The 12,585-nt window shown below is 64.7% G+C and carries 10 protein-coding genes; 3 read left to right on the forward strand and 7 right to left on the reverse strand.

The window, feature by feature from the left end; all coding sequences use genetic code 11:
- Positions 1-33: 33 nt before the first annotated feature.
- Positions 34-807 carry a TerC family protein gene (locus OSC30_RS13230; RefSeq protein ID WP_267172336.1) on the forward strand — a complete coding sequence of 258 codons (774 nt, stop codon included), beginning with the start codon at positions 34-36 and terminating at the stop codon, positions 805-807.
- A gap of 101 nt (positions 808-908) precedes the next feature.
- Here OSC30_RS13230 and OSC30_RS13235 read toward each other — a convergent pair whose 3' ends face one another.
- From OSC30_RS13235 to OSC30_RS13245, 3 genes are all read right to left on the reverse strand, one after another.
- On the reverse strand, positions 909-1,121 hold the full coding sequence (locus tag OSC30_RS13235) for a hypervirulence associated TUDOR domain-containing protein (protein ID WP_267172337.1): 213 nt from the start codon (positions 1,119-1,121) through the stop codon (positions 909-911).
- A gap of 23 nt (positions 1,122-1,144) precedes the next feature.
- On the reverse strand, positions 1,145-1,552 hold the full coding sequence (locus tag OSC30_RS13240) for a hypothetical protein (RefSeq protein ID WP_267172338.1): 408 nt from the start codon (positions 1,550-1,552) through the stop codon (positions 1,145-1,147).
- 110 nt (positions 1,553-1,662) lie between these two features.
- Positions 1,663-3,183, reverse strand: coding sequence for a serine hydrolase domain-containing protein (locus tag OSC30_RS13245; RefSeq protein ID WP_267172339.1), 1,521 nt, complete (start codon positions 3,181-3,183; stop codon positions 1,663-1,665).
- A 212-nt stretch (positions 3,184-3,395) separates the two neighbouring features.
- Between OSC30_RS13245 and OSC30_RS13250 the strand changes: the two genes are divergently transcribed.
- Positions 3,396-4,106: a hypothetical protein gene (locus OSC30_RS13250; protein ID WP_267172340.1), complete on the forward strand. Its 711-nt coding sequence runs from the start codon at positions 3,396-3,398 to the stop codon at positions 4,104-4,106.
- 55 nt (positions 4,107-4,161) lie between these two features.
- Here OSC30_RS13250 and OSC30_RS13255 read toward each other — a convergent pair whose 3' ends face one another.
- Entirely contained in the window at positions 4,162-4,305 is a 144-nt protein-coding gene (locus OSC30_RS13255; RefSeq protein WP_267172341.1) for a hypothetical protein, read from the reverse strand.
- A gap of 266 nt (positions 4,306-4,571) precedes the next feature.
- Here OSC30_RS13255 and OSC30_RS13260 point away from each other — a divergent pair, with 266 nt between their 5' ends.
- Positions 4,572-4,919: a BON domain-containing protein gene (locus OSC30_RS13260; RefSeq protein WP_267172342.1), complete on the forward strand. Its 348-nt coding sequence runs from the start codon at positions 4,572-4,574 to the stop codon at positions 4,917-4,919.
- Positions 4,920-4,949: 30 nt separating this feature from the next.
- Here the strand turns inward: OSC30_RS13260 and OSC30_RS13265 are convergent, their stop codons facing one another.
- The 3 genes from OSC30_RS13265 to OSC30_RS13275 form a co-directional block, all read right to left on the reverse strand.
- Positions 4,950-6,476 carry an XVIPCD domain-containing protein gene (locus OSC30_RS13265; RefSeq protein ID WP_267172343.1) on the reverse strand — a complete coding sequence of 509 codons (1,527 nt, stop codon included), beginning with the start codon at positions 6,474-6,476 and terminating at the stop codon, positions 4,950-4,952.
- 27 nt (positions 6,477-6,503) lie between these two features.
- A complete protein-coding gene (locus tag OSC30_RS13270) occupies positions 6,504-6,947 on the reverse strand; it encodes a lysozyme inhibitor LprI family protein (RefSeq protein WP_267172344.1) in 444 nt (147 codons plus the stop codon).
- A 283-nt stretch (positions 6,948-7,230) separates the two neighbouring features.
- Entirely contained in the window at positions 7,231-12,006 is a 4,776-nt protein-coding gene (locus tag OSC30_RS13275; protein WP_267172345.1) for an autotransporter outer membrane beta-barrel domain-containing protein, read from the reverse strand.
- Between the last annotated feature and the right edge of the window lie 579 nt (positions 12,007-12,585).

Consider the following 12,585-nt stretch of genomic DNA (forward strand, 5'->3'; position numbering starts at 1 on the left):
CCCCAGTCCGTCATCCGAACAACGGAAAAACCCATGGACGCTCTACTGAATCCCGAGATCTGGCTTGCGCTGGCGACCCTCACCGCGCTCGAGCTGGTGCTGGGCATCGACAACATCATTTTCATCTCGATCCTGGCGGGCAAGCTGCCGCCGGCGCAGCGCGACAAGGCGCGCCGGCTGGGCATCACGCTCGCCGCCGTCACCCGCCTGGCGCTGTTGATGGCGATCGCCTGGATCATCGGCCTGACCGCCCCGCTGTTTTCGGTGATGGGCCAGCCCTTCTCCTGGCGCGACCTGATCCTGATCGGCGGCGGCCTGTTCCTGATCGCCAAGGCCACCCACGAAATCCACCAGAAACTCGAAGGCGCCAGCGAACCGGCAAGCCCGGGCAAGGCCGCTGCCGCATCGCTGGGCGGCGTGATCGTGCAGATCATGCTGCTGGACGTGGTGTTCTCGCTCGATTCGATCATCACCGCCGTAGGCATGGTCGACGAGCGCTGGGTCATGGTTGCGGCGATCCTGATCTCGATCGCCTTCATGCTGATATTCGCCAAGGCACTCGGCGAGTTCGTCGAGCGTCACCCGACGGTCAAGGTGCTCGCGCTGAGCTTCCTGATCATGATCGGGCTGGTGCTGATCGCCGACGGCTTCGGCCGCCACATCCCGAAGGGCTACATCTACGCCGCGATGGCGTTCTCGGTATTCGTCGAGCTGATCAACCTGTGGATCCGCAAGCGCAGCGGCCGGGCGGTCGCGCCCGTGAAGCTGCACGAAAAGTACGAAGGCGACGCGCCGGAGCGGGAATAGACCTATCCATCAAGCACGTAGGGTGGGCTTCAGCCCACCAGCCCGTTCGAGGAACATCGGCTGGTGGGCTGAAGCCCACCCTACGTTGCACTGCGCGGCGTTCAGCCGATCTTTTGCAGCGCCGCGCCCTTGTGCATGGCGACGTGGTCGGTCTTGTCGCTCTTGATCTCGTACTGCGGGTCGTCCTCGCTGCAGTGGCGTGTATGCCCCTTGTACTGGGTATCGCGCGTGTGCACCTCGGTGATGGTCCCTTCCACGTGGCCGGCTTCGGAATTCCAGCGCACGTGATCTCCGACCTTGAACGGATGCTTCATGGTGGCTCCCGCGTGATCAACCGTTATTGACCTTTCAGGCTGGAAAGCACCTTTTGCGCGTCTGCCTGCGCGTCCGCCAGCGTCGTGGCATGGAGCCCCTGCTGCGCCTCGTTCAGAGCCGCCTGCAACTGCGATTCGCGCGCGGCGTCGCCCTTGGCGTCGACGATGGCACCCTCGCCCATGCCTTTGCACGGGTTCTCCGCATCGGCGTCGAAAGCCTGCCCGGACGGGCCGACCAGGCAGTTGATGACGTGCTGCAGGTGCGCATGGGCCATCTTCAGGTTCGCCGCGCCGAGGGCCATGCCGGCGTGTGCGCTGGCCGTGCTGACCTGCCTGGTCGCGGCGCTGCCCGGGTCTGCCCCCTGCGCGGCCAGCGGCAACGCGCACGCAAGTACCAGCGCCGGTATCCATCGAATCGATTTCATCGCCATGGCACGTCTCCGGTTACGCGGCCTTTGCCGCAATCAACGGAGCATAGTCCCGTGAAGTTCATCAAAGCAGCAAAGCGAACGCGGCCGCGGATTGGCGGCCGGGCGCCGTCTCAGCGCGTGAACACCTGGCCGTTCCAGCGGATGCTTCGGCGCGCGGCATCGAAACGCAGCGGCTCCGGCGGCTCGATCGGCCCGGAAGTCGCGCCAAACAGGCCAGGCCGCGCCGGCTCCAGGGCAAGCCGCATCGCGCCGATGCTCGCCTGCAGCCGGCCATCGACCTCGCTCACCTCCATGGCGCCGAAGAGCGCGTTGTGGAACCGCCCGGTGAAGGCCTGCAGCGCCGGGCCGGCGGGATGCCAGGCCCAGCCTTTCCACTCCGGCCGGGCGCGCGCCTTGGCGATCGCATCCAGCCGCCCGCGGGTCTTTGCCGCGAGCCGCGCGGGGTAGCTCGCCACCGCCTTGTCCAGGCGCGCCTGCTCGCCGGGCTGGCCCGTCACCAGCCCGATGAACGCCTTCATGAGATCGAGCTCGAGACCTTCGGTGGCGCTGTCGCTGTTGACCATCACCGCCATTCCGGCATCAGCCGAGGGCACCAGCACGGTCACCGACACCGCGCCGGTATAGCTGCCCGGATGCATCAAGGCGCGCTGGCCCTTGTAGGTGCACGTGTACCACCCGAGGCTGTAGCCGTTGCAGTCGATTTCGCGGTCGGCGAGGTCGGCTTTGGCGATCGGTCGTTGCGCGAGCCGCAACGCCCCGGCATCGATCGGGGTACCTGCCTTACCGGGCCTCAGGTTGGCGCGCATCCACCGGGCCATGTCGTTCGACGACGCCAGCAACCCACCGGCGGCATGCATCAGCGCATCGGGCTTGGGCGGCAGCGTGTGCCAGCGGCTGCCGTCCCACTGGTGGTTCCAGCTCAGGGTCGCCGCATCGGCACGCGAAGGCCGCGACACCACGTGATCGAGCGCCAATGGCCCGAGCACTTCGGCATCGAGCCAATCGCGCCAGTTGCGCCCGGTCCGCGCCTCCAGCGCCGCGCCATAGACCAGGTCGCCCAGGTTGGCGTAGCGGAAGCCGGGATCGCGCGCGCGGGTCTCGCTGGCCAGCAGGCGGGGATAATCCGCCGGCGGAATGTCGCGCACGTAGGCCGTCACGACGTTGAGCGTGTCCGTGCGCAGGCCCTCCTGGTGCGAGAGCAGGTCCGTCATGGTGACCCTGGCCGGATCCACCGGCGCGGGGAGCGCCAGCTTCGGCCAGACCTGCGCCAGCGTCGTGTCCAGTGGAAACACGCCTTTGCGATCCAGCTCCGCCGCCAGCAGTCCCATGAACGACTTGGTCTGCGAGGCGATGTAGAACAGCGTGTCGGCATCCGCCGGGGTGGGCCGGTCCTCCCGCACGCGCCCGTTGACGTAGATCCAGCGCTCGTCCGCCCCGTGGACGAACACGGCCGAGTAGGCGGGGAAGGAGTTGGGCGTCTGCTGGACCGTTGCCAGCGCCTGGGCGATCCGGGCGGCGGCTCTCTCGACGGAGGGCTTTGGCGTGCCGGCCCCCGGCGCTGCCGCGGCCAGCGTGGGCAAGGCCAGGGCCCATGCGAAAACGAAGCCGCTACGGCGCAAGAAAGTGGGCATGGGATCTCCAGCGACAATGGCGCCGGTCGGCACCGTTGCCCCAAGAAGATACGTTCGCCGCGGCCGCGGTTGCGGTGGATCCATTCGCTCCGGACGCCGCAGCGGGCCGTCGACGGCGGGGCTTGCCCCGGCGCGAGAGCCATGGCTTCCGGCACTGCGTCCGCCGCCCCCGGCTCGCTACCGTGGCGGCCGGACACGGGCGGGAATCCACGATGCGCTGGCGACTACTCCTTGGCTGTTGGCTGGCCTTGCCTGTCGTGGCGTCGGCGCAGGCCGCGCCGGCGACGGTCGTGGTGCTCGCCACGCTGCACCAGATGCATGCCGACGTACCTGCCTACGGCAACGTGGCGCTCGGCCGCGCCATCGAGGCGCTGCACCCGGATGTCCTGTGCGTCGAGCTGCAACCGGAGGACCTCACGGCGCGCCCGCCGGAAAAGTCCAAGCAGGAGTATCCGGCGGTCATCTATCCCCTGATCGCCCGTCGTCACTACCGCGTGTACGCCATGGAACCGGCCGAGCCGCGTTACAGTGCCATCCTTGCGCCCTATCGCGCCAACACCGCGGCCTTCGGCCAGCGCGAGCCCGCGCACGCCGAAGCCTTCGGCAAATATATCGACGGCCTCTACGCGGCGCTGCGAGCGCACTGGACCTCGCCGGCCGCGGTGAACGACCCGGTGACCGACACCACGCTGCGCGCCAAGCACGTGCTGCAGGAAGCGCTGATGGGGCCCGGCGAACGCGCCGGCTGGGCAGCATGGAACGGCCATTTCCTGGACGTCATCCAGCGCGCCGCGCGCGAGAACCCGGGCCGCCGCATCGTGGTGACGGTGGGCGCCGAACATGGCTACTGGCTGCGGGAACACCTCCGGGACGCTCCCGGCGTGGTGTTGCTCGATACGGCGGCCGCACTGCAGGGCCGCTAGTTTGCCGGGCCGGCCGTGCCTTCCTTTTGCAGGAAGGCTCACCGGCCGGGATCGATTACTCGTCCGCGTCGGAGGCCGGCGTGGCGTTGCCCTTGGCGGCCTCGCGTTCGGCGCGCTTCCTCGCTTCCTTTTCGTCCTGCTTCTTTTTCTTGGCGAGTTCGCGCTGACGCTTTTCGAAGGAATAGTTGGGCTTGGCCATTGGTCATTCGGTGGTAGTGGAATGCGCAGTGTACGAAAAACCGCGTCCACGGTCCGATAAAGTCGCACATGCCGCGTTGGCGGGGACGATCCCCGACGCTCCCGGCGCAGGCGGCCAACGCGATCGGCCTGCGAATGCGGGAGGGGACAGCAGGCGCTGCGTTGTGTCGATTTGCTCACTCTGGCTTGTCGATGGGATCACCTGCGCTCTGTCAATTTGGCGTTCGCACCGCACGGCGATGCATCGACCAAGCCAAGGAGATCCGCATGAAAGCCAGCAACACTTCCCGCACGTCGCGATCGGCCGCGTTCGGCCTGGCGCTCGCCCTGGGCATGGCCACGCTGGCAACCGGCTGCGCCAGCGTCGACCAGGGGGTGGCCGGGTCCACCGAGCCGGCCCAGGACACCTGGATCACCACCAAGGTAAAAACCAACCTGGCGACCCTCAAGGACATGGGCAGCTCGGACATCAGCGTCGAAACCAACAACGGCGTGGTGACATTGAGCGGCCATGTCGAGTCGGCCGCACAGCGCGGTCGCGCGGTATCCACGGCCCGCAACATCGAAGGCGTGAAGGACGTCGACACCTCGATGCTCAGCGTCACCGGGCAATAGCGCGCGAAGCGGCGCGCCGACCCATCGGCGCTACCGCTGGATCGCGGACAGCGGCGGCCCGGCGAGGGCCTGATACCCAGGCGCCTCCCCGGGCCGTTGCGACATCGCAGGCGGCGGGAGCGCCTGGAATTCGGCGCTGCTCCGCAACAGCGGCTTTGCGATCGCCGGCAGAACGTCCACGCCGGCGACCTGCCGGAGCGGCGATTCGAGCTCTCCCTGCACCGCAAGGACTCGCGTCGCGTTCTCCCCCAGCACCACGTGGTCGATCCGGCCGAGTCCCTGGCCGCGAGCGGCCGTTGCCAGCGATCCGGCAAGGTTCTCCGACAGATAGTCGGGCGTGCGACCGCACTTCGCGTCGAGCAGTTGGACGCCTCGCAGCGCCTGGCAAAACAGGGCATGCCCCGGATGGTCGTAGTAGGCCAACGTCGCGCTTTGCAGGCGGGTGGCTTCGTGCAGCGTCTGCAGTGTCTTCGGCCCGGCGAGCCCATCGGCCTCCAACCCGTGAGCATGCTGGAACTTGACCACGGCGGCGTGCGTACCCGGCCCGAAATCCCCATCCACGTGCAGCGCACGACCATGTGCATCGGTGATGCCGAGCTTGGCCAATCCCGCTTGGAGGGCAGCTACATCATCGCCGTGAGATCCCTGACGCAGAATGCGGACCGGCGGAACCTGGCCGATGGCTCTCAGCGCTTCTTGGAAATCCGGATCCGCCGCAGCGAAGGAGGGATCGAAATCCGCGCGACCTACCTTGGCGTGTGCGCGGTCGAGCGCAGCCGCCCTTTCTGTGTCCAGGTAGGCAACCTCGTACTGTTCGGCCATGTGGACGGCTTTCAATCCAGCGTAATACCCGTGGCGCCCCGCGATCTTGCGCGCTTCGTCCAGGAGGTCCTCATAGTTGCCGCCATCCTTCAAAACCTTCTCGAACTCCCTCATCTTTGCAGGGATCTGATTGTCGGTCTTCGCCAGAAGCGCGATCGCTTCGAGGCGACGATCCTCCGGGACGTTTTTTCCATGCGTGTCCAGCAGATCCATGGCAGACTGCGTCGCGTGCCTGATCTGGGGATAGTCGATATTGCGATGGACCCACGGTTGGCCAACCGCGGATGACGCCCAGGCGTTAATGCTGTCATACGTTTCGGGATCGACGAAGACCAAAGTGCTTCGACCGTCCAGACCATTCCCGTGCGATAGCAGCTGGGCGCGAAGCTGCGCCTTGTCGGTCGTGTATGGCAGGCCGTGGTTCTCCGCGAAAGCCGAGGATTCCTTGATGATGGCATCGACGTAGGTGTGCTCCCCCGGCTTCAGTGGGGACTCCCTGGTCGATCCCAGTGCCCACGTTCCACGTTTTCCCAGGTCGACCTGAATCGCTCCGATGGAATAGCCACTGTCCGCCATGACCGCTTCGGCCTTTCCCCAATCGGGGCCAGCCGTATCCGGGGTGATCCCCACCACGGATAGGTGATAGGAAGCTTTGCCGCCCTCGGTGCCGCGGCCAACCACGAAATACATGGCCCCGGCGACGACATCGATGTCGTGCGTGTCAACTTTCGGCATGCTGTTCTTCCTTGAACCAGGCAACGATTACATATCGCTTACCAGCGATAGATAGTCATCCAGGGTGTTGGCTCGTTCGCAAACGCGAAACATGTCTCGCTGCGCAACCTCCAGGTTGGAGACGATCTCGCTTCCCCAGAGCGTGGACTCCAATCCACCGCTTTTGCCGCGGAACGCCAACCAGGCACGCTCGGCATCCACCAGTTGCTCCCTACCCTTGCCATCGAGCTTGCCCAGCAACGCTTTGTACGAGCGATTCAACCGCGCGTCCTGGACATGCTTTTCGGCAGTCAGGCATGCAGCTATGGCGATGGTGCCGTAATCGGCCTTGTCGATGCACGCATAAAACGTCTCGCTGATTCCCTTCGGAGCATCGCGCCGCACGAGGTCGCTGGTCTTCTCGATCGCTCCCGCAGCGGCCCCGCAGGCGAACAAGGCCAACACGACGGCGATCATCCTGATGCGATTCATTGGCAGTTCCTGGTATCGGCCTTCGCCGGAAGCCGAATCTTGCCGCGGCCCAATGCGCATGTCTGTCGGCCGACGACTACGCCTGTGCCGAAAATGCCAGGAGTTCGTCCAACCAGCGGAGCCGCGTACCAGGGTTTTGCCCGCTCTTTGTAGGAGCGCCTTTGGGCGCGACCGCGGAGCACCGATGTGACACGGCGGTCGCGCCCCTTCATTCCCGGAGTTCGGTGAAGAATCACGGATAATCGCCAAGGCGCGCCTTCGCAGCACCCCGGCCAGGCTGGCCTCAGAAAGCCACGCTAAGACGCGCGGACATCATCTGCGCATTGTCGCGCTGGCCCATCTCCCTGTCGTAGCTGAATTTCAGCGCGGTGTGCGCCGACAGCGTGGCGTCCAGCCCAACGCCGACCACACCGCGGTAACGCGATAGCCCGACGCCGATCAACGGTTGCCATTGCTCCATGCCGACGAAACTGGCGTCGAACACGTCACCATGCGAGGCCAGGGTACGCTGCCACTGCGCACGCGCACCGAAGTCCAGGGCGCGATTGCCGCCAAGATCCCAGTGGTGGCCCGCGCGTATGCCCAGTCCCACCTCCCAGCGTCCCAAAGCTTGCGCATCGCTACGCAGGCCGAAGCCCCCGGCACCTTGTTCGGCAAAGCCGTCGCGATCGATGCCCGCGTACTGCACGTCGACAAACGGCGTAATGGAACTGTGGCCACGGCCGAAGCGCAGGCCGCTCTCGCCATAGGCCACGCGGTAGCTGCCGTTGTAGCGGGTACCCACGCCCTGGGTGTCGTAACCCAGCAATATCCGTCGACTGACGTCCTGCCTGAAGCGACCGAAGCCAACCCGGCCGTGCATGTACCAGCGGCCGTTGAGCCAACCGGCATACACCATGGCCTCGGTGCTGCGGCTGTCGTCGTGATCGAAGCCCTGGCGCATCCGCTGCTGGCCACGGCTCTGGCCGAACGCAAAACCAGCCACGCCAGAACGGCCGACCTGCCGATCGCTGCCGACCAGCCACCCGCTCAAGTGGTAGTTGATGCCAGCGAACCCGTCACGCGCCATGTCGCCACCGACGTCGAGGTGGTCCGTCCACATGCCGAAGCCGGTGCGATTGTCGAGCAGGCCATCGAAGCGATCGGACAACACCCGACCGGACGCATCGATGGCCTTGAACGTCATCGCCGCGCTGACCGCATGCAACTGACCGGACAAGCTTTCCAGCGATGCCTGCGCGGCCTGCACTGTCGGCGCCTGTTGGAACTGGCCGGCGGATTGCAGAAAATCGCCCGACACATCCGACAGCTTGCCGGCCGCGATCTTGGCGTCCAGCTGTTCGAACGCCCCCTGCACGCGCTGCGCGCTGGCCATGGAGACCGTGGTGTAGCTCACGCCATCGCCAGCGGCTGCGGTAGTCACATCCAGGCCCGTGGTATCCAACCATACGCTGTTGGCGTCGTAGTTGATGGTCGTCGCCGTGAATACCACGCCCGTGTCCTTGACCAACTGGTCGAAGGTACCGCTGACCCCGCCAGCCGCACTGAGGACCTCAGTGCGGCTATTGCTGACGTAGCCGCTGTCTGCCCCGGTAACTTCCAGTGCTCCGCCGCCGAGTTTGGCGTTGCCGGCCACATCAAGCCTGCTGCCCAGACTGACTGCCAACTTGCCCGAAGCGGCCTGCGCGTAATTGCCGCCGACCCTGGTATCACCATCAAGAACGGTCACCGTGCCGGCAGCGGAAAGATTGCCGGCAACCCGCGGCACTCCTTCGAGCTTGCCCGAGGCGTTGACCTTGACGTCGCCCGGCAGCGTACCCGTGGCTTTCAACGTACCGCCGTTGACGGTGGTGCCGGTGATAAACGAAAGGCCACCATTGTCGATGGTCCACTCACCATCGCCATCCTTGATCAACGAACCACGGAACGTGGTGGCGCCGGTTACCGCCTGCGAGTATGACTGCGACGTTCCCGAATCGCCATTCAAGGTCAGCGTCGATGCAGTACGAGTACCGATATCCAGGTTGCCTTCAATGGAACCCCCCGCTGTCAGTGTGACGGTATTGGACGCATCCGGGTCCATCTGCACATTGCCTGCAATGCGCCCCGCATTAACGAGCGTCAATGGCCCTCCGTAATTCTCATACCGGGAACTGACATGAATGGCACAATTATTGAAGTCGTTGCAGTCATGCTCCCCGGAGCTTAGCGCTTCGATCAGCGATCCCGCACCGTTGATCACCGATCCGCCCCTGGCAAGCGCGACGCCGCCGAGCGCGCCACTGATAACGGCGCCATTTGTATTGACCACCGTGCCTTTTCCACCGCCGACCTGCACCCCCCAGCCGTAATCCTCGCTGGAGATCTTGCTGCCGACGCCATCGTTGGTCACTTGGCCTCCGCCGTACATCGCCACGCCGAAATAGTACCCACTGATGCTCGCCCCAGCCGAGTTGTCCACGGTTCCCGGGCCTCCTTCGATCCGGATGCCAGCGTCCGATCCCACAGGGTCGTTGTCGAAAATCCGGCTACCGGCGCCTTCGTTGGTGATCTTGCCACCCCCATACAGGGCTACACCGCCGTCCGGGCCATTTATGCTAGCGCCATCGGCATTTATGACAATACCTGGCTTATTCGAGAAAGTGGCGCCATGCCCCGAACCTCCTTTTAGCGCAGAAATGGTGCTTCCAGTGCCACGATTGATCAGGGTTCCGGCACCATAAAACTGCACCGGAGTGCCCCCGCCAACGTCGATAATTTTTCCACCGCCCCCGTTATTTATCGTTGCGGTATCCACTCCGGTCACGGCCCAGCTGATTTCACCATAGTTATCAAGGACCGCTCCTCGGAAAAGATCAACCGGAGCGTCAATCACAACGCCGGCATTTATGCGCAGTGCGGCCCCTATGCCAGCGAGATTGTCCACACGGATTCTGTCGACATTCGGCAAGCCGCCACCGGCAAGCTCAACGGCGCCGCCATTGATTTGAAACTCCCCATCGATTGTGTTGTCGCCCGTCAACACCAAAGTGCCGTGACCTGACTTGATCATCCCGTCAGTACCTTCCAACACGGCACTTACAATGGCCGTGTCGTTGGCGCTGCCCGCGGTGCCATCACCCACTTCGATAACCGGTAGATGGCCCGTGCTGTTTTTTATCAGTGTGACTCGATCGCCGGCCGTCTTGCCCGCCAACGTGTAGCCGTCGACGAAAAACTGCATGCCGGTGACATTTATCGCGCCCGCGCTCTCATCCACTGTCACGGTACCCGGCGCTCCCTGGAACTCCGCAAAACCCGGCTGCAGTTTCATCGGCCCCAGCGGAGCACTGCCATCCACATTCGTCCAGCTTGCGGAGGTCGACGTCCAGGTTCCGCTGCCGCCAAGCGATAGCGGGCCATTGGGCGCCCAGAAAGCAATGGCCGGGTTGGGTTCGACCAACAAATTTACCTGGCCATCGACGTATTGCACCGTGAACTGCTGTTTTGGCGGCACCGGCGCGGTGATCAACCCGCCATAGTTCTGGCTCAAGGTGCCTGTGTAAGTGATGACGTTGTACAGGCCCGGACCCATATCGCCCACATCGCTGACCTTGAGCGTCGCACCGTTGATGCTGAGGTCACCATTGACGTGGATATTGTCGCTGCCACCGAACACACCGGGTGACGCGCTTGGCGCACCAAGGTTCAGGTTGACGAAGCTACCTCCCTGCAGGGTCAGGTCGCCGTTTACCGTCAACGTGCCAAATGCACCTGCAGTGCCGAGATGAGTCGAGGACCCGGGCGCCAGCGCGCCGTACGTTCTCACCGTCACGTTACCGACACTGCCGTAACCGCCCAGCACTCCATCCACGACCACCGTACCGCCAAGCTCCGCTCCCGCGCCAGGCTTGCTACCGACGATGAGCGTGTTGCCATCGGTCCGGCTGATGCCCGTAAAGCCGCTGTTGTCGCCATCCAGTGTCAGCGTGCCGTCGTACAGTTCGAGCGTGCCGTCGCCGGAGATCGCCTCGTTGTACGTGATCTCACCATACCGGGCGAAAACGAGCGAAGCTCCGTTGTCGATCACGACATCGCCGGCAAGCGAGCCGGAGAGGCCACCGCTGCCGATCCATAGCTCTCCTGCCTTGACCCGGGTGTCACCTGTGTAGGTATTGTCGCCGCTCAACCTCACTGAACCAGTCCCTGACTTCACCAGCCCACCGATACCACTGATCACGCCATCGAACTCTGCGTGATCGTCGTAGGCAAACTCGAGGGTACCGTTGTCAAGCACCCGGCCGATGATCGAGCCGCCCGCACCATCCTTCCTCCCCTGGAGCCTCAAGGTACTGCCGGGCGCAATGGTGGTTCCGCCCGCGTAGGTATTGGTGCCGGTGAGGGTCAACGTCCCCATGCCTGCCTGCACCAGCGCGCCTGTGCCGCTGACAACGCCCCCAAAGGTCACATCATCGCTGCGCTTGAATACCAGCGCGCCGTTGTCCGTCACGTCGCCGACGATCGAGCCGGTCTTGCCACCGTCGCCGAGCTGCAACGTGCCGTGGCTGATCGTGGTGCCGCCGGTATAAGTGTTGGTGCCGGTCAGGATCAGTCTGCCCTTGCCGGCCTGCTCCAGCGAGCCGCTTCCGCTGACGATGCCGTTGAAGGTCAGGTCGTCGCTGCGGTTGAACACCAGCGAGCTGTTGTCGATCACGTCACCGGTGATCGAGCCGGTCTTGCCGCCATTGCCGATCTGCAACGTGCCATCCTTGATCGTGGTGCCTTCGCCATAGCTGTTGGTGCCGGCCAGCACCAGCGTGCCGGCGCCCACTTTGACCAGATCGATCGAACCGGTGATGTCATCCGACCAGACGGTGACCTGGCCCGAACCCACGTTCACTTCGCCCCCGCTGAAGCCACCAGTGTCTTCCGGTCCCGACGGCGGCGGAGGCGATGTGGGCGAGGGCCGGACGTTCGCGCCGCCCCCGCCACCGCCACCACCACAACCCGACAGTCCAAGTGCCAGTGCCACCGCAAACGCCATGGCGCACGGCCGCAATCCCTGCTTCTTGTCGAACATGAAATCCCCCTTCCTTTCCGTCAGTGTCATGAGCGGTCCCGCCGGCCGGACAAGCCATAGCCCGACCTGCGTCAGATCAAAAACTTCCACACCCGGACGTCGACCGCACCTGCGCAGAGCCCGGCAGCGGTCGCTCCAAACGATCAATCCCCTTCATCCACGTGCCCGGCGAGCCGCTCCCCGACGACCCTCGCACAACCGGCGCATGATGCGGACTCATGCTGCGGCTGACGCCAACCACCGGCCGCGCTGAATTTAGCCATGCGGGGCCGCCACCGCGCCCGGACGCCGGAATCCGCGCGCCAGATGCCGGTGTGATGAGTGCCTTCGATTCCGGCGGAAAGCCATGGCGAGCAAAGCGCGATCCGGCAAAATCGCCGCGTTCGTATTTGCCGCGTTGAAGCATCCGACCCACGGACGGATCGCCCTCTCCCGCGCACCCACCGCTCCGCCACTCCCGCGAGCGGCCAACGCAAAAAAACATCCTGGTTTTCCCCTTGCTCCCCTTGGGGATACTCGCGCAATGGTTGGCATCGAGCAAACCAATGTCGACCCGACGGCCGGCAGCGGCGTGTTCCC

This window comes from Frateuria hangzhouensis, assembly GCF_026410505.1.
GTDB classification, from domain to species: domain Bacteria; phylum Pseudomonadota; class Gammaproteobacteria; order Xanthomonadales; family Rhodanobacteraceae; genus Frateuria_A; species Frateuria_A hangzhouensis.

What these genes read in the sequence shown, in the direction of transcription:
- OSC30_RS13230 (WP_267172336.1), top strand. Translation starts at nt 34, where the DNA reads ATGGACGCTCTACTGAATCCCGAGATCTGGCTTGCGCTGGCGACCCTC.
- OSC30_RS13235 (WP_267172337.1), bottom strand. Translation starts at nt 1,121, where the DNA reads ATGAAGCATCCGTTCAAGGTCGGAGATCACGTGCGCTGGAATTCCGAA.
- OSC30_RS13240 (WP_267172338.1), bottom strand. Translation starts at nt 1,552, where the DNA reads ATGGCGATGAAATCGATTCGATGGATACCGGCGCTGGTACTTGCGTGC.
- OSC30_RS13245 (WP_267172339.1), bottom strand. Translation starts at nt 3,183, where the DNA reads ATGCCCACTTTCTTGCGCCGTAGCGGCTTCGTTTTCGCATGGGCCCTG.
- OSC30_RS13250 (WP_267172340.1), top strand. Translation starts at nt 3,396, where the DNA reads ATGCGCTGGCGACTACTCCTTGGCTGTTGGCTGGCCTTGCCTGTCGTG.
- OSC30_RS13255 (WP_267172341.1), bottom strand. Translation starts at nt 4,305, where the DNA reads ATGGCCAAGCCCAACTATTCCTTCGAAAAGCGTCAGCGCGAACTCGCC.
- OSC30_RS13260 (WP_267172342.1), top strand. Translation starts at nt 4,572, where the DNA reads ATGAAAGCCAGCAACACTTCCCGCACGTCGCGATCGGCCGCGTTCGGC.
- OSC30_RS13265 (WP_267172343.1), bottom strand. Translation starts at nt 6,476, where the DNA reads ATGCCGAAAGTTGACACGCACGACATCGATGTCGTCGCCGGGGCCATG.
- OSC30_RS13270 (WP_267172344.1), bottom strand. Translation starts at nt 6,947, where the DNA reads ATGAATCGCATCAGGATGATCGCCGTCGTGTTGGCCTTGTTCGCCTGC.
- OSC30_RS13275 (WP_267172345.1), bottom strand. Translation starts at nt 12,006, where the DNA reads ATGTTCGACAAGAAGCAGGGATTGCGGCCGTGCGCCATGGCGTTTGCG.